The sequence below is a fragment of the Rhizobium sp. WYCCWR 11146 genome, assembly GCF_013591995.1.
Classification (GTDB): domain Bacteria; phylum Pseudomonadota; class Alphaproteobacteria; order Rhizobiales; family Rhizobiaceae; genus Rhizobium; species Rhizobium indicum.
The window spans coordinates 1-22,356 of sequence record NZ_JACCEY010000022.1 but is presented as its reverse complement, the minus strand read 5'-3'; the positions used below and the strand labels follow the sequence as shown (position 1 = coordinate 22,356).

The 22,356-nt window shown below is 60.7% G+C and carries 18 protein-coding genes; 16 read left to right on the top strand and 2 right to left on the bottom strand.

What is annotated here, in order from left to right; genetic code table 11:
• Both HX899_RS16210 and HX899_RS16205 read right to left on the bottom strand, forming a co-directional pair.
• A partial coding sequence (locus tag HX899_RS16210; protein WP_246697121.1) for a sugar ABC transporter ATP-binding protein occupies positions 1-1,383 on the bottom strand: 1,383 nt, incomplete at its 3' end.
• Between the two features lie 126 nt (positions 1,384-1,509).
• Complete coding sequence (locus HX899_RS16205) at positions 1,510-2,493, bottom strand: autoinducer 2 ABC transporter substrate-binding protein (protein WP_180195452.1); 984 nt, start codon at positions 2,491-2,493, stop codon at positions 1,510-1,512.
• 245 nt (positions 2,494-2,738) lie between these two features.
• Here HX899_RS16205 and HX899_RS16200 point away from each other — a divergent pair, with 245 nt between their 5' ends.
• The 16 genes from HX899_RS16200 (at position 2,739) to HX899_RS16125 (ending at position 22,108) form a co-directional block, all read left to right on the top strand.
• Entirely contained in the window at positions 2,739-3,797 is a 1,059-nt protein-coding gene (locus tag HX899_RS16200; RefSeq protein WP_181292831.1) for a LacI family DNA-binding transcriptional regulator, read from the top strand.
• A 977-nt stretch (positions 3,798-4,774) separates the two neighbouring features.
• Positions 4,775-5,785 carry a GlxA family transcriptional regulator gene (locus tag HX899_RS16195; RefSeq protein WP_181292830.1) on the top strand — a complete coding sequence of 337 codons (1,011 nt, stop codon included), beginning with the start codon at positions 4,775-4,777 and terminating at the stop codon, positions 5,783-5,785.
• A 183-nt stretch (positions 5,786-5,968) separates the two neighbouring features.
• Positions 5,969-7,648 carry an ABC transporter substrate-binding protein gene (locus tag HX899_RS16190; RefSeq protein WP_210273778.1) on the top strand — a complete coding sequence of 560 codons (1,680 nt, stop codon included), beginning with the start codon at positions 5,969-5,971 and terminating at the stop codon, positions 7,646-7,648.
• Between the two features lie 70 nt (positions 7,649-7,718).
• A complete protein-coding gene (locus tag HX899_RS16185; protein ID WP_181292828.1) occupies positions 7,719-8,732 on the top strand; it encodes an ABC transporter permease in 1,014 nt (337 codons plus the stop codon).
• Positions 8,733-8,735: 3 nt separating this feature from the next.
• A complete protein-coding gene (locus tag HX899_RS16180) occupies positions 8,736-9,611 on the top strand; it encodes an ABC transporter permease (RefSeq protein WP_180195456.1) in 876 nt (291 codons plus the stop codon).
• Positions 9,608-11,698 (top strand): ABC transporter ATP-binding protein, encoded by a 2,091-nt coding sequence (locus HX899_RS16175; RefSeq protein ID WP_181292827.1) that lies wholly within the window; start codon positions 9,608-9,610, stop codon positions 11,696-11,698. The genes HX899_RS16180 and HX899_RS16175 overlap by 4 nt, the downstream gene beginning before the upstream one ends.
• Complete coding sequence (locus HX899_RS16170) at positions 11,698-12,957, top strand: MFS transporter (protein WP_181292826.1); 1,260 nt, start codon at positions 11,698-11,700, stop codon at positions 12,955-12,957. The genes HX899_RS16175 and HX899_RS16170 overlap by 1 nt, the downstream gene beginning before the upstream one ends.
• Positions 12,954-14,387 carry a dihydropyrimidinase gene (hydA, locus tag HX899_RS16165; RefSeq protein ID WP_181292825.1) on the top strand — a complete coding sequence of 478 codons (1,434 nt, stop codon included), beginning with the start codon at positions 12,954-12,956 and terminating at the stop codon, positions 14,385-14,387. Before HX899_RS16170 ends, hydA begins: the two co-directional genes overlap by 4 nt.
• A complete protein-coding gene (locus tag HX899_RS16160) occupies positions 14,384-15,145 on the top strand; it encodes an SDR family NAD(P)-dependent oxidoreductase (protein ID WP_171598118.1) in 762 nt (253 codons plus the stop codon). The genes hydA and HX899_RS16160 overlap by 4 nt, the downstream gene beginning before the upstream one ends.
• A gap of 33 nt (positions 15,146-15,178) precedes the next feature.
• On the top strand, positions 15,179-16,216 hold the full coding sequence (locus tag HX899_RS16155) for an NAD(P)-dependent oxidoreductase (RefSeq protein WP_171598117.1): 1,038 nt from the start codon (positions 15,179-15,181) through the stop codon (positions 16,214-16,216).
• Positions 16,216-17,142, top strand: coding sequence for an allantoinase PuuE (locus HX899_RS16150; protein ID WP_181292824.1), 927 nt, complete (start codon positions 16,216-16,218; stop codon positions 17,140-17,142). Before HX899_RS16155 ends, HX899_RS16150 begins: the two co-directional genes overlap by 1 nt.
• Complete coding sequence (locus HX899_RS16145) at positions 17,117-18,826, top strand: thiamine pyrophosphate-requiring protein (protein ID WP_246697119.1); 1,710 nt, start codon at positions 17,117-17,119, stop codon at positions 18,824-18,826. The genes HX899_RS16150 and HX899_RS16145 overlap by 26 nt, the downstream gene beginning before the upstream one ends.
• 16 nt (positions 18,827-18,842) lie before the next feature.
• A complete protein-coding gene (locus tag HX899_RS16140) occupies positions 18,843-20,177 on the top strand; it encodes a dihydroorotase family protein (protein WP_181292823.1) in 1,335 nt (444 codons plus the stop codon).
• Between the two features lie 10 nt (positions 20,178-20,187).
• On the top strand, positions 20,188-20,961 hold the full coding sequence (locus HX899_RS16135; RefSeq protein WP_138388917.1) for an SDR family NAD(P)-dependent oxidoreductase: 774 nt from the start codon (positions 20,188-20,190) through the stop codon (positions 20,959-20,961).
• Positions 20,962-21,007: 46 nt separating this feature from the next.
• Positions 21,008-21,793 carry an SDR family oxidoreductase gene (locus HX899_RS16130; protein ID WP_138388916.1) on the top strand — a complete coding sequence of 262 codons (786 nt, stop codon included), beginning with the start codon at positions 21,008-21,010 and terminating at the stop codon, positions 21,791-21,793.
• Positions 21,794-21,838: 45 nt separating this feature from the next.
• Complete coding sequence (locus tag HX899_RS16125; RefSeq protein ID WP_180195465.1) at positions 21,839-22,108, top strand: hypothetical protein; 270 nt, start codon at positions 21,839-21,841, stop codon at positions 22,106-22,108.
• Positions 22,109-22,356 lie beyond the last annotated feature (248 nt).

Here is a 22,356-nt window from a genome sequence, read left to right as displayed (position 1 = left end):
GAGGATGATCGCAAGCCCCGCCTCGGCGAGGCGGGCAACGATTTCGAAGATGCCGGCGCGCGCGCCGACATCGACGCCGACCGTGGGCGCATCGAGGATCAACACTTTTGGATCGGTGGCGAGCCATTTGGCGATCGCGACGCGCTGCTGGTTGCCGCCCGAAAGCGTCGAGATCGCATCGTCCTGCTTGCCGATCCTGATGCCGAGATCGGCGATCCAGCGCGCGACCAGCGAGCGCTTCTTTTCCGGCGAAATGAGCCGGCCACTCAGGATACGGTTGAGCGAAGCCATGACCAGATTGTCGGCGATGGATTGCGGTTGGTTGAGACCAAGCGAAAGGCGGTCTTCGGAGAGATAAGCGACGCCTGATGTGATCGCCTCGCGGTTGGAGGCAAAGCGCACCGGCTTTCCCTCCAGCACGATCGTTCCGGCGGCGGGCCGGCGCATGCCGAACAGCGTCAGCGCAAGTTCGGTGCGCCCGGAGCCGAGCAGGCCGGTGATCCCGAGCGTCTCCCCACGGCGCAGATCGAAGGAGATATCCTCGAACTCGCCGCGCCGGGAAAGCTTGCTGACGGAGAGCAGGACCGGGTTCTGCGATACGTCGCGGGCGCGAACGTTCTGGTCGAAGGTGCGTCCGGTCATCAGCTCGGTGATCTTAGACTGGGTCATGCCCTCCACCGGATAGACCCCGATAAGCGCGCCATCGCGCAGCACGGTGATGCGAGAGGAGATGTCCAGCACTTCCGCAAGACGATGGCTGACGAAAACCACGGCAACGCCCGAGGCCGACAGCGTGCGCACGATCGCCAGCAGATGATCGGTCTCCGACTGGGTGAGGGATGCGGTCGGCTCGTCCATGAAGACGACCCGGGCCTCTCCGACCAGCGCGCGGGCAATGGCGACGATCTGGCGCTGGGCGATGGCGAAGTCCTTGAGGGGTCTGTCGACGTCGAGGGTGATGCCGAGCCGGGCGAGCGCTTCCTCGGCTATTCCGCGGATCGCGGCATAATTGACGAAGCGCGGGCGCGAACCGGAAAGGGTCTGGAAGGCGATATTCTCAGCCACGCTCATTTCCGGAAAGAGCGCGAGGTCCTGCCAGATGATCTGGATGCCGCGGGACTGGGCCATGGCAGGCGTCATGTGGGATATCGTCTCACCGTCGAAGACGATCTCGGCGCCGTCTGCAGGCCGATAGACGCCTGATATCACCTTGATCAACGTGCTCTTGCCGGATCCATTCTCGCCGGCCAGACAATGTACTTCGCCGGGCAAGACTTCGAAGGAGACGTTTTTGAGCGCCTTCACACCGCCGAATGTCATGTCGATGCCGCGAAGCGAAAGAAGCGGCTGGGCCTTCACACCATCATCCGTTGCCGTGCTCATGCCGGTTGCCTGTCCAGTCGAATGCCATGAAAGATCAATGGTCCGGCCATCGCCGGATACCGCTCTCTTTCCCGAACGCCGGGCCGGTCGACATGGACCAGCCCGACACCCGGGGAGGGGGCCTCTTCAGAGGCCCATTGCGGCCAGGTCGTCGACCGTATCCTTGTTGATCGGCAGCAGTTGATCGACGATGATGTCGTTACCAACAGGCTTGATCACGCCGAGACCCGGAATGTCATCACCTTCCTTGACGCTCTCGCCCTTGATCAGGCGATCGGCGAGTGTGACGAAGACTTCGCCGGCCTGCTTCGGATTCCACATGAAGCCGCCCGATATCGCATCGGACTTGATCAGCTTCTGGCCCTGGCCGGGCGAGAACGGGCCGAGCACGAAGATTTTGCCCGTCTTGCGGCGTTCCTCGATGGCGCGCCCAGCGCCGATCGGACCCTGGCTGCCGAAGGCGAGGAAGCCGCTCAGATCCGGATGCGCGGCAATGAGATCGAGCGCCGTCGAGCGGCTCTTGTCGACGTCCTCCGCCACGCCGTAGCGCTCGCCGACGAGCTTCATGTCCGGGTAATTTGCCTTGATATAGGCGATTGCGGCATCCGCCCAGGCGTTGTGGAGCGGCACGGTCAGCGAGCCGACGAAGACGGCATATTCGCCCTTGCCACCCATTTTCTCGGCGAGCAGCTTGCCATGCGCTTCACCGAAGCCGGTGGCCGATGCGAGTTCGAAATTCCAGTCGGCGCCCTTCTGCGAGGGTGATTCATGCGTAATGACCTTGATGCCGGCGGCTTGCGCCTTGGTGAGCACGGGCTCGAGCACCTTGGCATCGTTCGGAACCACACCAATGACTTTGACGCCTTGGGCAATCAGATCCTCGATGGCGCGCACCTGTAGCGCCGGGTCGGCGCTGGTCGGGCCAATCATGAAGGCATCGACGCCTAATTTCTGGCCCTGTTCCTTGATGCCGGCTTCCATCGCGTTGAACCAGGGAATGCCGCCGATCTTGACGACAATGCCGACCTTCGGCGCGTCCTGCGCAAACGCGACCACCGCCCCGGCAAGCGACAGCGATGCGGCAAATGCCGCTACGATAAGGCTCCTCATCCTCACTCCTCCTCAAAGGTCGCTCATACGAACGACGACCACCGGCCGGTTTGCGGCAGGTTGTTCCAGGTTGCTTCTTGGCGAGGGAATACCCTTGCCTCCCATCCCGCCTCCTCCGGCGAACCATCTTTGCACAATCGATCTTTCTTTTTTGCACAATCGATGGTGCAATGACTATCGATCAAGGTAGGGCTTTCGTCAAGAGGGGTTTGTTTCTAAGGGAAGCGACAAAGGAAAGGCGAGATATGACCGACATCGGCAAGAAGAAGGCGACGATCTACGATCTCTCGATGCTATCGGGTGCGTCGCCTTCGACCGTGAGCGCCGTGCTGAACGGGAGCTGGCGGAAGCGGCGTATCAAGGAGGCGACGGCGCAACTCATTCAGAACCTGGCAAACGAGCACGGCTATACGGCAAACCTGCAGGCCCGTGGCCTGCGTTCGTCCCGCTCAGGTCTTGTTGGTCTTCTGCTGCCGGTGCACGACAACCGCTATTTCTCCTCCATGGCGCAGTCTTTCGAAGCACAGGTCAGAAGCCGCGGCCAGTGCCCTCTCGTCGTCAGTGCCTGTCGCGATCCGGAAGAGGAGCGCAAGGTCGTCGAGACACTGATCTCCTATTCGATCGACGAGCTTTTCATCGCTGGCGCAACCGATCCGGATGGCGTGCACAGGGTCTGCGAAAAGGCAGGACTGAAGCACGTCAACATCGATCTGCCCGGTACACTGGCGCCGTCGGTCATCAGCGACAATCATGAAGGTGCGCGCATGCTGACACAGGCGATCATCGAACACGCGCAGGAGGATGGACCGCTTTCACCTGACGATCTGTACCTGTTCGGCGGCCGCAACGACCATGCCAGCCATGAGCGAATTCGCGGTTTCCGCGACGTAAAGCGCGCATTGCTGGGCGCGGATCCGGACATCTGCATCCAGCCGACGGGCTATTCCCCGGCCATGACGGCGCGTGCCTTCGAAGCCTTCTACGAAGGCCACGGAAAGCTGCCGCGTGCATTCTTCGTCAATTCCTCGATCAACCTCGAAGGGCTGATGCGCTTCCTCGCCCTGCATCCGCACGAGACCTTCGCCGATATCATCGTCGGCTGCTATGACTACGATCCCTTCGGCTCTTTCCTGCCTTTCCCCGTCTTCATGATCCGGCAGGACAGCGAAACGATGATTACAAAGGGGTTTGCGATCCTCGATGCGGACCGCCGCCCGCCAATCACGCATCTGGTGCGGCCGACACTCGTGCCACCACGCACGGCGCTGATCGGCCCGCTCGATGCGCTGAAAGATATCGAGTAAGGCGTCCTGCCGCATTGGGGAGGCGGGGCAGACGGAGCAGCAAACTTTTTGCTACGCCTCGCGCCAAGCCGAAGGCGCCTGCCGAAAATGCCGCTGCCAGGCGGGTCGCTGCGCGGATCACCGCCCGAACGAAAAGGTCGACGCATTGCCAGACCAGCACGTGAGATTTCGAGGCTTGGAACCTGACGGCGCCTGGACATCAAAAAAGCCCCGCCAGATGGCGGGGCCGAGTTCGCATGCAGGGAAAGCGGATTGTGAAGAGGGGGTCACGACATCTCGCGCTCTTCAGATCCGCGAATAAACAGATCACGCAACAAGAAGTTCCGGCGCCTGACGCTTTTTTCTAGTAAATAACACAATCGACGGGATAATAACAGCCGTTTTTTGCATCAAATGGCACATCTTTACGGTATTGTCTTCCACTAAACTGAGATGGCGGAGAGTTTATAGCGGAGTTGCTTCTGAGGCTTGGACCTCTCGGTGAGAAAGAAGTTGAGCTGCTTTCCGCGGAGGAAGCCACAACCCGATATTACTTTCACATCCGAAAGCGAAGTCGTCGCAGAGAGACCAAGAGAGGAAGGAGTAAACGTTTCGACGGTTCTCGCCGGCAAGTACCCCGACCGCGAAGCGCATCGCATCCTGACCCAGTTCCCATTCCAGCGAGACGTGGTGAGCCGTACAACCATCTCGAACTACATCGGTGACGTCACCGTCAGTCAGGCATCACCAGCATCGAAGCTTGCTGCTCGGTGGCCGGCACGGTAACTTGTTGTTATTGGCGAATGCGATTGAAACCAGCTTCACATCGCGAGCTCCCCCGACCGTAGCAGAGTGGCCGCGGGGTGTTCGACCAATGAAAATCGTTATTGAACGGGGCGAGGGCGCTGGTTGGAAGGTGCCCACTCCCTTTCCCAACGCTCGGTGGCTAGCGTCGGTCATCATGCGCGTCCGGTTCCAAGAAAGTATCGAGCTTTTTTATGCCTGACCACACCTACACTTTGAAGCAATTGGCGCAGGCCCACCGGCCAATCCGGATCGGCTTCTTTCTGGTCCCTGAATTCCCGCTGATGACCTTTGCCGCCGCACTCGACTCCCTCCGGCAGGGTAACCGCCTGGCAAAGCGAAAGGCCTTCGAGTGGCTGATCCTGTCGGCAGATGGCGGCCATGTGAAATCCAGTAGCGGATTGGGCTTCGACGCCGATGCTCCGATAGGTGGGGCACCGCGTTGCGATATCGTCATTCTTTGCGCCGGCATCAATTATGCCGACGCTTATGATGCCAATGTGTTTGCATGGTTAAGGCGCATCTATTCCGAGGGATGCGTGCTCGGAGCGGTCAGCACGGCCGTGTTCTTTCTGGCGAAGGCCCGATTGCTGGAAGGACGGCGATGTGCGGTTCACTGGGAGTCGCTTGCAAGCTTTCGCAGCGAGTTCCCGAACTGTCTCGCCACGGACGACATTTTCGCCATCGACGGGCGCTTTCTGACCTCCTCGGGCGGCACGGTCACGCTCGACATGATGCTTTACCTAATTTCAGCCGTCGAAGGCCGGGAGCTGGCCGCACTGATTTCGGATCAGTTCAATCACGCGCGGATACGGCGCCAGGACGACGTCCAGCGGATGTCACCCGAAGACCGCTTCGGCATCAAGAATGCCAAGCTCGCATTTGTGGTCCGCCGCATGGAAGCAAGTCTTGCGGATCCCGTCGAGATTTCCGACCTTGCCGACAGCGTTGCGCTCTCGCTTCGGCAGCTTGAACGGCTGTTTCACGCCAATCTTGGCAAAAGCCCCACCAATTTCTACATCGAACTTCGCATGGTGCGCGCAAGAGAGCTCCTGACCTACACGGAGCTGGCAATTGGGGAAATTGCCCAAATCTGCGGCTATCAGTCCGCCTCCCACTTCGGTCGCTCTTACCGCATACGATTTAGCGAAAACCCTGCTGCCACCCGAAAGGTCGAAAGGCGGCGAGAGATACCGGTCACCTGAACAATGTCGATCCGCGCAGAAAAGATGTCGGGTCGCTGCATGTCACAAAGGTCCATCCCGTTTTAATTTTGATGAAGACGGATGGGTGAAGGACAAAAGTCCTCTGCGACCGAGGCCTTGGGCGAACGCCGCCGACCGGTCCAACCAACAAGAAGACGGAACAGTTAAAGCGCTAACTAGGAGATGACTACCGTGGACAAGACTCAGCATTCCTATATTCCGACACTGGTCGAACAGATGTCGAGCGGCTCAATCGGCCGTCGAGAATTCCTGCGTAAGGCGACATTGCTCGGTGTTTCTGCTGCAGCCGCCTATTCTCTGGCCGGCGTACCGGTGCCCGGCATTATTGCGCAGGCCGAGGACATGCCGAAAGGCGGAAACCTGCGGATCGGCATGCGCTGCATGGAGATCAAGGATCCGCATCTGGCCGACTTCGCCGAGAAGTCGAACGTCATCCGCCAGGTCTGCGAGTATCTTACCCTCACTGACCGCAATAACATCACCCATCCCTATCTCCTCGAGAAATGGGAAGTCAGCGACGACCTGAAGACGTGGACGCTCCATCTGCGCAGGGACGTCAAATGGCGCAAGGGCAGGTCGCTGACCGCAGATGATGTGGTTTGGAATCTGAAGCGCGTTTGCAATCCTGCAATTGGCTCGTCGATGCTTGGCCTTTTCACCGGCTATCTCGTGCAGCAATTCGAAACAGGCGAAAAGGACGAAAAGGGCAATCCGAAGAAGTCGAGCAAGCTTTGGGCTGACAACGCCATCGAGAAGGTCGATGATCACACCGTCCGCCTCAACTGCTCCTCGCCGCAGATTGCAGTGCCCGAGCACCTTTATCACTACCCGATGTTCATCACCGATCCGGAAGAGAACGGCGCCTTCGGGGCGGATGCAAACGGCACCGGTCCCTTTATCCTGACCGAATACGTCGTCGGCAAGAGCGCCAAGTACAAGGCTCGCACGGATTATTGGGGCACGGGTCCCTATCTCGACACTTTCGAATATGTCGACCTCGGCGACAATCCGGGTGCCGGTATCGCCGCCATGGCCTCCAAGCAGATCGATGGCCTGTCCGAGGCCGATGCTGTTCAGATCAATGCGATGAAGAGTTTCCCGCATGTCGCAGTGTATCAGGTCGAGACGACCCAGACGGTGGTCGCCCGTATGCATCCCGATATCGAGCAGTTCAAAGACAAGCGTGTGCGCCAGGCGATGCGCTATGCGATTGACCGCGACAAGGTCATCCAGACCGCGCTTCTGGGTGCCGGCGTTCCTGCCGAAGATCATCACGTCGCGCCCTCGCATCCCGAATATGCTGCGCTGCCGAAATATCCGCGCGACATCGAGAAAGCGAAGAAGCTCCTGAGCGATGCAGGCTATCCGGACGGTTTCGAATTCGACATGGTCACGCGTCCCGATCCGATCTGGGAACTGAACACGGCGCAGGTCCTCGCCGAACAGTTCAAGGACATCGGCGTCAAGATCAACATCAAGTCCCTGCCCAGCGCCCAATATTGGGAAGTCTGGACGACGGCTCCCTTCAGCCTGACCGCGTGGGGCCACCGGCCGCTGGCAATCATGACACTGTCGCTTGCCTATCGTTCGAATGCCGCCTGGAACGAGTCCAATTATTCCAACGCCGATTTCGACAAGCTGCTGACCGAAGCCGAGGGCATCCTCGATCCGAAGGAACGCAGCAAGGTCATGGCGAAAATCGAGGCGATCATGCAGGATGATGGGCCGATCGTTCAGCCCTTCTGGCGGGTGTTCTCGACCGTCATGGACAAGAAGGTCAAGGGCTTCGAGCTCCATCCTTCGCAATACATCTTCGCGCATCAGTACGCGATCTCGGCGTAACCTCCCGGCTGGCACCTGGCCGCGTTTGCGCGGTCGGGTGCTGGCCCGGACATTGGGATTTCCTCCGGCTATGGCGAATTTCCTCCTCAAGCGCTTGGCGATGATGGTCGTGACGATGCTCTGTGCTTCGTTTCTCGTCTTCGCCGTCTGCGAGTTCACTCCCGGCAGCGTGGCGCGCAAGTCGCTCGGTCCTTTCGCTACCCAGCAGCAGGTGGACCTGCTGTCGCAGAAACTGAAAGCCAATGATCCGCTCCTGGTACGCTACGGCCGCTGGCTGGGTGTGCTCGTCGGCGCAATCCCCGATCCGCTTCAGGATCCGACCACCGGGTTAAACTTCAAGGATCCGCGCGGCGCCCAGTATTTCGGTAACTTCGGCTACTCCACCCTGAACAAGCTGCCCGTCAACGATGTCATCTGGGATCGTCTCGGTAATACCTCCATCCTCGCCGGGCTGGCGTTCCTGCTGATCGTCCCGCTGTCGATCATTTTTGGCATCCTCTCGGGGTTGAAAGAAGGTGGGGTGCTGGACCGGACGCTATCGGTCATCTGTATCACCTTCACGTCTATTCCGGAGTTTGCGTCAGGCGTCTTCCTGGTGACGCTTTTCGTGATCCTCTGGCCGATCCTGCCAGGCACCAGCCCGCTCAACAGCGATGGCGGCTGGGCTGTACCGTATCAGTTCGTCCTGCCCGTCGCGGTGCTCGTCATCTATGACTTCGGCTATGTGGCCCGCATGATCCGCGTTTCGATGATCGGCGTCATGGAGCGGCCCTATATCCGCACCGCAATCCTGAAGGGCATGAGCACGCGCCGCATGGTTCTCGGCCACGCGTTGCGGAATGCGATGATCGCGCCGTTCACCGTGCTCCTGCTGCAAATCAACTTCCTGATCAGCGGCGTCGTCGTCACCGAGCTCGTCTTTGCCTATCCGGGCTTCGGGCGCCTGATCCTCGATGCAAGTCTGTTCGGCGATATCGCAACGCTCGAGGCCGCCACGCTGATCACCGTTGCCATCGCCGTCATCACGCAGTTGCTTGGCGACCTTGGCTACATGCTGCTCGATCCACGCATCCGGGTGAGGTAAATCATGGCTATTCAAGACAACATCACCGGAGCAGTCGCCGCACCGCCAAAGCGTGCTGCAAGGCCCAACTGGATGCGCATCTTTCATTCGCACACGGCCGTCGTCGGTCTTTGCCTGGTTCTCTTCTGGGTACTTGCGGCACTTCTGGCGCCGATCCTCCCGCTTCCATCGCCGACGGATTCCGATGTCATGGCGATGAGCAACCCCTATCCTTCCGCTGCCCATTGGTTGGGGACCGATATTCTCGGTCGTGATATGCTGTCACGGTTGATCTTCGGCGCCCGCACAGTGCTTTCCGTTGCGCCGCTGTCTGTGGCGGTTGCCATGATCGTCGGCATCACGATGGGGATGATTGCAGGCTATTATGGCGGCTGGGTCGATGTGCTGATCAGCCGCTTCTCGGACATCATCCTGGCCTTTCCGGTTCTCGTTATCTACGTCATCCTGATCGCCAATATCGGACCGTCGGTCCTGAATATCGTCATTGCAACCATGATTGCCTCGGCGCCGGGTATCGGTCGCATAACGCGCGGCCTGGTGCTGGGTCTGAAGCAGCAGGAATATGTCGCGGCGGCAAAGCTGCGTGCGGAAAGCACGATCTACATCATGATCGTCGAGTTGCTGCCGAACTGCCGCAGCCTGCTGATCGTCGATGCCTGCCTGCGCATCGGCTACACGATCATCACCATCGGCATCCTCGGATTTCTCGGCCTCGGCCTGCCGCCCCCGAACCCCGATTGGGGCGGCATGGTCAAGGAGAGCGTGACAGTCCTGAATGTCTGGCCGCACATGTCGCTGATCCCGTCTGCCGCGCTCGTCAGCCTGGTCCTCGGCTTCAACCTTCTCGCCGACGGCATGCGGGAGGCATGGAAGCCATGAACATCATCGCGTCCAATCTTCAAGGAGCGGCCATGTCCATCACGCCATCGATCGACCGTGAACCCGTTCTCGACATTCAGAACCTGCGCATCGAGTTTCGCGGCAAGAGCGAAACGGTCGTTGCGATCCCGGACCTCTCGTTCAAGGTCATGCCCGGCGAAAGTTACGGTCTCGTCGGTGAATCGGGCTGTGGCAAGAGCACGACAGCCATGGCGATCATGGGCTATCTCGGGGCCACCGGGGTGATCGCAGGCGGCAGCATCCGGTTCAATGGCAAGCAACTGGTCGATGCCACCCCAAGGGAATTGCGCTCCATCCGTGGGCGGCAGATTGCGATGGTCTATCAGGATCCGATGAGCGCGCTTAATCCCGTCAAGACGATTGGCGCGCAACTGGCAGAAGTGCCGCTGCTCCACATGGGCGCCAGCAAGAAGGACGCAATGGCGATGGCGGAGGCGATGCTTGCCGACGTTCGCCTGCCGGACCCCGGCGACATGATGAGGCGGTATCCGCATCAGCTGTCCGGCGGCCAGCAGCAGCGCGTGGTCATCGCCATGGCATTGCTTGCCAAGCCGTCCTTGTTGCTGCTTGACGAGCCAACGACGGGCCTTGATGTGACCGTCGAGGCTGCGGTGATCGATCTGATCGTCGAATTGCGCCAACGCTATTCGACCAGCCTGCTGTTCATCTCGCACAATCTCGGCCTGATCGCAGAGAGCTGCGATCGTCTTGGCATCATGTATTCCGGCGAGATGGTCGAAGAGGGAACGACCGGCGAAGTGTTTCGCCGGCCGAAGCATCCTTACACGCGCGGCCTCATCGACTGCATTCCCGACATTACCGGCGATAAGCGCAGCCGCACGCTCGCTGCCATCCCGGGGTCGATCCCGCTACCGCAGGAAAGGCCGCAGGGCTGTCTTTTCGGACCGCGCTGTTCGAGTTTCGTCTCCGGCCTCTGCGACCGTCCGGACCTTGCCCTGGAGCCAGCGGCGGAAGAGCATTTGGTGCGCTGCGTCCGCTGGCCGGAAATTTCGGCAGCAGAAGCCACGCTTGCTCCGGTCGAGACACAGATGATTGCAAAATCGACGGCGATAACGCTATCCGATGTGAACCGTCTCTATCCCGTCGGCCGCCGGAAGACCGTCAAGGCGAACGAAGCGGTCAGTTTCGAAGCGGCAACAGCCGAGATCGTGGCATTGGTCGGCGAGTCCGGCTGCGGAAAATCCACGCTTGCGCGCCTCGTCACGGGTCTCGACAAGGCGACGTCGGGCGAAATCCGCATGGCTGGCGAGAACATCGCCGAACTGCAGGCCAGCGAACGTCCACGCGCGCTGCTGCAACAGATTCAGATGATCTTTCAAAATCCGGATAGCACGCTCAATCCCTCGCATTCGGCCGCTTTTTCCATCCGGCGTTCGATCAAGAAATTCGGTATCCGCAAAGGGAAGGCCGAGATTGAGCAGCGCGTCCGCGAGCTCCTGGAAATGGTGCGTCTGTCTCCAGCCGTCGCGGACCGAAAGCCGAACCAGCTGTCGGGCGGTCAGAAGCAGCGTATCGCCATCGCACGCGCCTTTGCGGCGGAACCTTCGCTCATCGTCGCCGACGAACCGGTCTCGGCGCTCGACGTCTCGGTGCAGGCCGCAGTCGTGACGCTTCTCCTCGATATTCAACGGGAAAAGCATGCCACGATGTTGTTCATCAGCCACGACCTGGCGCTGGTTCGCCACGTGGCAGACAAGGTCGTGGTCATGTATCTCGGCAAGATCATGGAGCAGGGGACCGTCGAGGAAGTCTTCGGTGAGGGCGCGCATCCCTATACCGAAGCACTTCTCTCAGCGATCCGCAGCCCGCATCCGGATGAAGCGCCGCGCGAGCGTATTCGCCTGTCCGGCGAAACACCGAGCCCGGTCAACGTACCCGCCGGCTGCCGTTTTTCAACGCGGTGCCACCGTAAGCTCGGCAGCATCTGCGACACAGCTCCGCCGCCGCTGCGCAAGATGTCCGAGACGCATGAGATTCTCTGCCACATCGATCAGGCAGATCTCGCGGCCCGGCCTTCCGTCCTTGCTCCCGCCGAAAAGGCATAATGATGCGCGATCCCGATCGGATTGGTGACTTCTGGCGAAAAGCCGCGGGGCTTCGTGCAATCCTGCATGTCATGGCGAACATCTGCATCGTCGCGACTGGCAATTCTCTTCTGACGACCACGGTTTCTCTGCACCTCAGTGACCCCGCAATCGATCCCCACATCGTCCAGTTGTTGCTGACGGCGTTTCCCATAGGCTTCCTTGCCGGCTGCCTGTCAGCTCGTGTCATGGTCGTCCGCTTGGGACATGAGCGGGCTTTTCTGGCCGTCGCATTGCTCGCTGCTTTCGGCGCCTGCGGCTACATGCTGACGGAAGCCGCTCCGGTCTGGTTCTGCCTGCGTCTGATAAACGGTTTTTCCATCGCAACGCTGTTCGTCGTTTCCGAAAGCTGGATCAATCTTTATGCCGACCAGAAGAACCGCGGAGCCTATTTCTCGCTCTATATGCTGATGACGTCGCTGGCGACGCTGTTTGCGCAATTGCTTGTAGAAGCGGCCGGAGCGGACTCTCCCCATCTCTTTCAGATCGTGCTCGGTGTCATCCTGCTTGGACTGATCTACGCCCGCTTTGTCGGCGGACCTTGGCCCACGTTGCGCCTGCCGCTGGCAGTAACGGTCGAGGCCGGTAACGCTCACTCCGGGCATCGGTATGGCATCTGGCGGCTCGTCGCTCTCGCACCGGTGGCTGTCGTCTGCGTCTTTCAAGCGGGCATGACGAATATGAATGTCTATACGATGACGCCGATCTATGCGGAGCGGGTGCACCTTGACGCGGCGGTGGCCGTGACACTGGTAACCGCCTTCAGCCTGGGCGGCATGCTCGCTCAGGCGCCGGTCGGATGGTTGTCGGATCGTATGGACCGGCGCGTTCTACTTCTCGTTCAGGGATTGGCGGGAGCAGGACTGTGCGCAGCAATCGCCTGGCCTGGAACCTATCCGCAGATGCTTCTCTACGGTCTGTTTTTCGCCTATGGCGCAATTGCGCTGACGATTTATCCGGTCGGTATCGCTTACGCTAACTCACAGCTCGACAGCCGCCATATGGTCTCGGCATCGGGTAGCCTGCTGCTCCTTTATTCGATCGGCAACATCATGACACCTGGGCTCGCCGCCCAGCTGATGGAGCTGTTTGCACCTCAAGCACTCTTCCTTCTGCTCGGGAGCGGCGCATTCCTGGTTGCTGTCGCTGCCTGCTTCAATCTCTTTCGCCGTCCGATCGGCGCCACCAAACCTTGCCTCGTTTCGGGAGAAAGCGAATGACGCCCGCCAAGCCTTATGACCTCGTGATCCGTCGTGGCCGTGTGGTGCTGCCGGATGCGACCAGGCAGATAGATATCGGCGTTCGCGACGGCGTGGTTGCGGCGCTCGGGCCGGATCTGCCCGAGGGGAAACATGAAGTCGCGGCCGAGGGGCGTATCGTGCTTCCCGGCGGCGTCGACAGCCATTGCCACATGGATCAGCAGCCCTGGGAAGGGAAGGCGACAGCGGACGATTTCAACACCGGCACGCTGTCGGCGATGTGCGGCGGCACGACAACGGTGGTGCCTTTCGCCATGCAGATGCGTGGCCAGTCGCTACGCGACATCGTCGAGGATTATCACGAGCGCGCCCGTCCGAAAGCGCATATCGACTATGGTTTTCACCTGATCGTCGGCGATCCCTCAGCCGAAGTGTTGCGCAGCGAAATTCCTCAACTGATCGCCGAAGGCTGCACCTCGATCAAGATCTACCTCACCTATGACGGTTTGAAGCTCGATGACTATGAGGTGCTGAATGTGCTCGACCTTGCCCGCGCGCAGGGCGCAATGGTCATGGTTCACGCCGAAAACGACGCCTGCATTCGCTGGTTGACCGAAAAGTTCATCGCCGCCCGCAAGACCGAACTGCGCTATCATGAGAAGGCGCATTCAGCGATCGGCGACCGTGAAGCGACCTTCCGGGCGATCAGCCTTTCAGAACTGATCGAAACACCGATCCTCGTCAGCCATGTCGCTGCGGGCGGCGCCGTCGAGGAGATCCGCCGCGCCAAGGCGCGCGGGCTCCCGATCTACGCCGAAACCTGCCCGCAATATCTCTTCCTTTCGGCCGAGGATATCGACACCCATGATCTCTCCGGCTCCAAATGCGTCTGCACGCCGCCGCCGCGCGACAAGTCGAACCAGCCTGCAATCTGGGCCGGTATCCTGGACGGAACGCTGGAGGTTTTTTCTTCGGATCATTCGCCGTGGCACTATGCCGATAAGATAGCGGGCGGGCCGGGGACGCCGTTCCACCGAATTCCCAATGGCATTCCCGGCATCGAGACGCGACTTGCTTTGCTGTTTTCAGCTGGGGTGAATGGTGGCCTGATCTCGCTGCAGAAATTCGCCGACCTGACGTCCGGCGCGCCGGCACGCCTTTTCGGGCTTGCTCCGCGCAAGGGGCAGATTGCCGTCGGGGCAGACGCCGATATTGCGATCTGGGATCCGGATCGCAGCGTGACGATCAGCAATTCCCTGCTGCACCACGCCACCGACTACACGCCCTACGAGGGGCAGGTGGTCAAGGGCTGGCCCGTCATGACGATCTCGCGGGGCGATATCGTCTGGGACGATGGAAAGATCTTGGCGGAACCGGGCCGTGGCCAGTTCATCGCCAGAGAGCGGCCTTTCCCGCCGCAGCAGGGACTTTCGAAGGTGCTGGCATCATGACGACGCCGATGTCACGCCTTGAAGGCAAGGTAATCTTTCTGACGGGCGCGGCAAGCGGCATCGGCGCGGCGATCGCGCGCCGCTGCATCGACGAGAAAGCCTTCGTCATCTGCGCAGACCAATCGCTCGATGGAGCCGACGCGCTTGCAAAATCTCTCGGTCGGCAGGCGCTGGGCATTCAATGCGAGGTTACCGAGAGCGGCTCGGTCAAGCGTGCGGTGGAGGCTGGCGTTGAACATTTCGGGCGCCTCGATGGCCTCGTGCACAATGCGGCTGCACCCTCGATGGATGGGAGTGTCGTCGACCTTGCCGAGCCGCAATGGCGGCTGGAGATCGATGTCATCCTGACCGGCGCCTTCCTTGCCAGCAAACATGCGCTTCCGGCCATGATCGAAGGTGGCGGCGGCTCGGTCGTCTTCATTGCATCGCAATTCGCTCATGTGGCAACCGGCAAGGCCGTCGCCTACTGCGCCGCAAAGGCCGGTCTCGTGCATCTCGCCAAGGCCATGGCGGTTGACCATGCGGCTGATGGCATCCGCGTCAACAGCCTTTCGCCCGGGGCCGTCGCCACTCCGCGGCTGCTGCAACGGTGGCCGGATCTCGAGGCGGCCAATGCCGGGTTGGGGCCTGCGCATTTGCTCGGACGCATCGGGCAGCCGGAGGAAATAGCCGCCGCCACCGCCTTTCTATTGTCGTCGGATGCATCGTTTGTCACCGGAACCGATCTCCTGGCCGACGGCGGCTACGCGACGCGCTGATACCTGTGTTGAAAATCTTTGGATGGATTTGAAATGACCCTTCTCGTCACCGGTGGAACCGGCTTCGTCATGAGCGTCCTTGCACGGCAATGGCTCGAACGCGATGCAGACGCGCGCGTCGTCATTCTCGATCGCGCCAGCCTTGATGCGATGGCGGAGCGCTATTTTGCGCCGGTCCGCGATCGACTGACGGTGGTCACCGCCGACATCTCCGAGCCCATTCAATGGGAAGCGACACTCGACAGCCACGATATCCGCTACGTGGTGCATGGCGCCACCGTCACCCCCATTTCGCGCGGCAGCGCGGCTGAGGCAAAGCGTCAGCCAGAGGCCGAAGATCCGGCCAGGATCGTCGATGTCAATTTCATGGGCACGGTGCATGTTCTCGAATGGCTGAGAAAGCGTCCCGGCATCCAACGCCTCGTCTTCGTCAGCTCGGGATCGGTCTACCGTCATCACGGGCCGGACTGGACGGGCGAACCGCTTCCGGAAGACGGCTATGTTGCACCACTGACGCTGTACGGCATTTCCAAGTTTGCAGCTGAGATGGTCGTCAACCGCTACGCCGATCTTTTCGGCCTGTCGGCAGCCTCCGTCCGGCTTGCATCGGTCTATGGACCGATGGATCGGGTCACCGGCAGCCGCAATTTTCGGCATGTGCCAAACCGAGTCGCCCATATGGCGCTTGCCGGGGAGACCGTCCGGCCGAACAGCCTGGAACCTGTCGGCGACTATGTCACCTCGACGGATGTGGCTGATGCAGTCATCGCGCTGCTTCTCGCAGAACGCCTCCGTTACCGGCACTACAATATCGGCAGTGGCGAAACCTCGACCATCGGCGACATCATCGGCTGGGCGAAGGAGCGCGCGCCTTCTCTGCAGGTCGAAGTGAGCCCGGCGGAAACCGCCAACATCATCCAGGACATTTCACTGAAGGACGGCATGTGGGGAGCCTACGACATCGCCCGCATCGCGCGGGACACGGGCTGGCAGCCACGCAGCGCCAGGCAGTCGTTCCACGACTACATGGACTGGATCGTCGAAAACGAACATCAGAGCGAGGGAAAGTGATGAGCGCTGGTGCAAAAGACCAATCGCGCGATTTTGTCGGCTATGGCCCGAACCCACCGGTCATCACCTGGCCAGGTGGCGTCAAACTGGCGATCAACCTCGTGCTGAACTACGAGGAGGGCGCCGAATATTCCTGGCTCGAGGACGGACGAAACGATAATTGGGGCGAGTACAATATTCCCAACAGCCCGCCGCTGCGCGACCTCGGCACCGAGACGCATTTCGAGTACGGCAGCCGCGCCGGCGTCTGGCGCCTAGCGCGCCTGTTTGACCGCTACGATATTCCAGTGACGGTCTCTGCCTGCGCGGTTGCGCTGGAGAAGAACCCGGCGGTCATCGAATGGATGAATTCTCGTGGCCATGACCTGCTCGGCCATGGCCTGCGCTGGAGCGAATATTCCGGCATGCCTCGCGATGAGGAGGAGCGGCAGCTGCATGACGCCATCGCTCTTTACAAGAAATTGACCGGCAAACGGCCGCTGGGCTGGAATTGCCGTTCCTTTCCAAGCGTCAACACTCGGGATCTGATCGTCAGGGAAGGCGGCTTCCTCTATTATTCCGACCCTTGCAACGACGATCTTCCCTATTTCCTCGATCACCAGGGCACGCGGCTTCTCGTGGTGCCCTATTCGAAGACGCTGAACGACAGCCGCTATCTCATTGCGCCCGGCTACAGCAACCCGCGCGACTTTGTCGAAGATTGCCGCTCGGCGATCGACTACATGATCGGCGAAGCCGACGAGACAGGCGGGCGGATGCTGACGATCGGCGTGCATGCCCGCTGGATGGGCCAGCCTAATCGGGCGTCGGGGCTGCGTGATGTCATTGAGCACGTCAAGAAAACGCCAGGTGCCGCATTCATGCGTCGTGAGGATATTGCGCGCCACTGGATGGACAACCATGAGGGCTTCTCCCGCCATGGCTGACGGCAACCAGGCCAAGCCGGCCGAAAGGCTGAGCGCTCAGATGCAGGCGATGAACGGCGCGCAATATGTCGCCGGCGTATTGAAGGAAGAGGGCGTCAAGCAGATCATCGGCTTCCCGGCCAGCGAACTGTTCGATGCGTCTGCCGAACTCGACATTCGCCCTATCATTGCCCGCACGCAACGCGTCGCCGTCAACATTGCGGAAGGCTATGCCCGCGCGACTGCCGGCAGGGAACTTGCCGTGGTCACGGTCCAATACGGTCCCGGAGCCGAAAGCGCGTTTGCCGGCATTGCCCAGGCCTTCAACGACGGCGTGCCGATGCTATTCCTGCCGACCGGCTATCCGCGGGGCTCGGAGGCAGTGGCTCCGAATTTCGAAGCCCGTCGCAACTTCACCCACATCACCAAATGGTGCGAGGCCGCGACGCGTATCGCCGATCTGCCGAAACTGATGCATGCGGCGATATCGCGTGTTCGAAACGGACGGCCGGCGCCGGTGTTGCTGGAACTGCCAGTCGATCTTCTGGCCGAAAAGGTCGATGCCCTGCCGGCAGATCACCGACGCCCACGCCGCAGCAAGCCCCAGGCTGATGATGGCGAGGTGGCCCGTCTGGTCGAAACACTTCTGGAGGCGAAAAACCCGATCATCTGGGCAGGGCAGGGGGTGCTGTCGGCATCAGCCTCGCAGGAACTGGTCGAGCTTGCCGAACTCCTGAACATTCCGGTCATGACGACGCCGAATGGCAAGAGCGGTTTTCCCGAAGACCATCCCCTCGCTCTGGGCACGGCCGGCCGGGCGCGACCTGCCACGGTCGACCATTTCCTCGCAAAGTCCGATGTGGTGTTCGCCCTCGGCAGCAGCCTGACGCGTTCCTATTACATCTTGCCAGTCCCGGACGACAAAATCATCCTGCAAGTGACGCTCGATGAGGCCGATCTTGGCAAGGACTATGCGATCGCTCAAGGGGTGATCGGAGATGCAGCCTCTGTCCTCAAGCAGATGATTGACCTCATCCGCCGTGATTATCTGCCGCTCGGCGAACGCCCCCGACCAGTTGCAGAAATCGCCGCCATTCGCGAGGCCTTCATGGAAAAGTGGATGCCGCTGCTGACATCCGACAGCACGCCGATCTCGCCCTACCGCGTCGTCTGGGAGATCATGCAGACAATCGATCCCAGAAATTCGATCGTCACGCATGATGCCGGCAACCCGCGCGACCAGTTCTGCCCATTCTACGTTGCAAGCACTCCCGGCAGCTATATCGGTTGGGGCAAGACCACCCAGCTCGGCAGCGGCCTCGGCTTTGCGATCGGGGCAAAGCTCGCCCGCCCTGAAGCAACCGTCGTCAATCTGATGGGCGAGTCCGCCTTCGGGATGGTCGGACTCGACTTCGAAACCGCCGTGCGCTGCAACCTGCCGGTCCTGACAGTCGTCCTACGCAACAACGTGCTCGGCGGCTATGCCAAAAGCATGCCGATTGCCACCGCGAAATATGGCGCGAACCGGGTGACGGGCAATTACGCGCCGATCGCCGAAGCCCTTGGCGGCCATGGCGAATGCGTGACGGAACCGAAAAGCCTGCGGCCCGCATTGCTGCGCGCCCTGGACAGGATCGCTGCCGGTCAGGCCGCGCTCATCGAGGTTGTCACGCACGAAGAACCGCGGCTCGCAGGCCTGTGGTAGAGAAGCGGGGGCGGACGTGTTCGATACGATGATCCTTGGCGGCACGGTCGTCAATGCAGATGGTCAGGGTCTAGCGGATGTCGGCATCCGCGACGGGCGAGTAGCTGCTCTCCTTGCGCCGGGCGAGACCGTGATGGCACGAAGTTTCATCGATGCCGGCGGCAAGCAGCTGTTGCCTGGGCTCGTCGATGCACATGCGCATCTGCGAGAACCCGGACTGACGCAGAAGGAAGATTTTGAAAGCGGCACGCATGCCGCGGCGCTCGGTGGCGTGACGACCATACTCGACATGCCGACGGACGATCCCTGGACGGCAACCGCGCGGCAACTGTCGGAGAAGATGACAAGCGCGACGGGGCGCCTCCATGTCGACGTCGGGTTTCAAGCCGTGGTTTCGAAGAGCTGCGACAGCCTGGATGACCTGCTCGCTCTGTCGCCTGTTTCTCTTGAACTATTCACGGCTGACGTACCCGCCGAATATCTCTTCGACAGCCTGGACGCCGTCACGGAGATGCTGCGCCGGCTGGCAGGGGCCGGCCCGGTGATAGGCGTTTCCCCCGGCGACCAATCTATTCTGGAGGGCAGCGCCGGACGTGATCGCGGCGGCGACATTTCGGCGTTTCTGGCAAGTAGACCGCCGATCGCCGAAGCCGGAGGTATCGCGCGCGCAGTGCTGGCGGCGGCCGAGACCGGCGCGCGGGTGCATGTGCGCCAAGTCAATTCGAAGCTCGGGGTCGAGGCCTGGTGCCGCCTTCAAAGCATGGCCGATGTCACCGTCGAAACGACACCCCAGAACCTGTTCTTCACATCTGGCGACTACGAGACGGCCGGCGCCAAGCTCAAGGGATCGCCCCCATTTCGGCGTTACGACGATGTCCAGGCCTTGCGTCATGCGGTCTTTGAAGGGCTGATCACAATCATGGCGACGGATCACGCGCCGCACAGCGCGGTTGAAAAGTCCGCGGCCTATGGATCCTTTGCCGACATTCCCGGTGGGATGCCGGGCCTCCAGACGTTGCTCTCGGTGATGTTGGACCTTGTGGCGGAGAAGCTTGTTGCCCTTCCGGACCTTGTGCGCATGTGCGCGTACAACCCCGCCAACCGCTTTGGGCTCGGGCGCTCGAAAGGATCGATCGCCGTTGGTTGCGATGCCGACATCCTGGTCGTCGACTTGAACCATTCGACTGTCATCACCGATGCCGAGCAGGCTACACGCGCCGCCTACACCCCGTTTCATGGCAGGCGCATGGCCGGCAGGTTGACCGATGTCTTCCTGCGAGGCGAGCGCATCATCAAAGACGGCGTGCTCATTGCTCCCCGTCGCGGCCAAGTCGTCCGCAGCGCTACTTGAAGGAACGTCTATGCCTCTGCTTGATAGGAAAATTGCGATCGTCACCGGCGCGAGCTCAGGTCTCGGCCGTGCAATCGCGCTGCGCTACGCCGACGAAGGCGCGACAGTGGTGATTGCCGATGTCTCCGAGGCGCCGATCGAGGGAGGCGATAGCACGCTTGACCGCATTATCGCGGAGGGCGGAAAGGGCATGTTCATCAAGACCGACATCTCCAGCTGGGCAGATGTCGATGCGCTGGTTTCGCAAACGGTGAACGAGTTCGGGCGGCTCGACATCATGGTCAACAATGCCGCGATCTACACCTCGACCAATCTCCTCAATACGTCACCGCAACAGTGGGATCGAGTGATCTCGGTCAACGTCACCGGCTTTTTCTACTGCTGCAAGCGAGCGGCCGCGCAGTTCCTGAAGCAGGAGCCGGTGGGCGAGGCACGCGGCCGGATCATCAATATCTCGTCGCAGCACGGTATGGTGGCCTGCCCGGGTGACTTTCCCTATGGCGTCAGCAAGGGAGCGATCGTGCAGATGACTCGGCAGATCGCCGTCGACCACGCGGCCGATATGATCCTGTGCAATGCGATTGCACCGGGAAAGATCATCACCGGAAAGCCGGGCGTCGCCAACGATCCGGACGCGCTTGATTATTCGCGCCGACGCACGCCGTGGCCAAGACTTGGCGAACCGCGCGACGTCGCGGGTGCGGCACTGTTCCTCGCCAGCGACATGGCGAGCTACATTACCGGCATCAACATGATGGTCGACGGCGGCTGGATGGCCGGCTGACCTGACTCCCATCGAACAATCAACAACAACGCAAAGGAAACAGACCATGGATCTGGGATTGAAAGGCAAGACCGCCCTCGTACTGGGGGCTGGCGGGGGACTTGGCGGGGCGATTGCAAAAACGCTCGCCACCGAAGGAGCAAAGGTCGCGGTTGCCGACATCAACAGGGAAGCTGCCGACAGAACGGTTGTCGACATCCGCGCAGCCGGCGGCTCGGCGATGGCACTTGAATGGGACCTCGCCAATCTCGACATGATCGAGCCCAATCTCGCCGCCATCGAGAAGCAGCTCGGTTCGGTGGACGTGCTTGTCAACATCACCGGCGGCCCGCCGCCGACACTGGTTTCCGGTCAGAGCACCGAGAGCTGGCGCAAGTATTTCGATAGCATGGTGCTGTCGGTCATCGCCATCAGCGATGCCGTTCTTCAGAAGATGCGCGAAAAGAAATGGGGCCGTATCATCACCTCGACATCGTCCGGTGTCGTGGCTCCGATTTCTAATCTCGGACTTTCGAATTCGCTGCGCATGTCACTTCTCGGCTGGTCGAAGACGCTGGCAGGCGAAGTCGGCCGCGACGGCGTGACCGTCAACGTCGTTCTTCCAGGGCGCGTCGCGACGCAACGCATCACCTTCCTCGACGAACAAAAAGCCAAGCGTGAGGGCAGGGCTGTCGAAGAGGTCTCGGCGGCCAGCACGGCTTCGATTCCCATCGGCCGATACGGGGATCCGCAGGAATACGCTGATGTCGTCGCCTTTTTGGCGAGCAGCCGTGCCTCCTATATGACTGGCTCGGTGATTCGCGTCGATGGTGGTCTGATTGCGAGCGTGTGAGAAGATTATACCCTGCGATTGTCGTAGTTGGCGTGGGTGATCGGCATGTGCACCTTCACTACTCGTGCAAAGGCACGCGGAGATGATCTCGGCGGTGCGCAGGGTGACGCCGCCGATGGCAAGGGCAGGATGTGTCCCGCGGATGTGAACAGCCCATACCATTCCTCGCGGGTCAGCGAGACATCCGGGCCGACTGCAGCTTCGACGACCCGCTCGAGCCTCGTTGTGCCGAGGACGACCTGGATCTTTGCCAGATGGCGGGTGATCCAGGCAACGACGACGGTCGTTGCCGATGCTGGTTTTACCTGCTGGTAAATCTATTCCGAATGCATTTTGGCCGCCGATCCAGTGGCCGAGATTATGATTCACTGTGGTCATTGACTTGCGGAGCGGATCATCCGCTCCAAGCGATCCGGGCTTGGCTGACGAGGTTTTGGCTGGTCAGTGATAGAAGTTCCATAAGCTATCTTATGTGATAAATGTATGTAGCCGCAAAGTTAAAGTGTCCTGTTTCTGCAAAGTTGGAATGTCACACTCCCCGCGTTTGATTGGCGCCGGGGAGA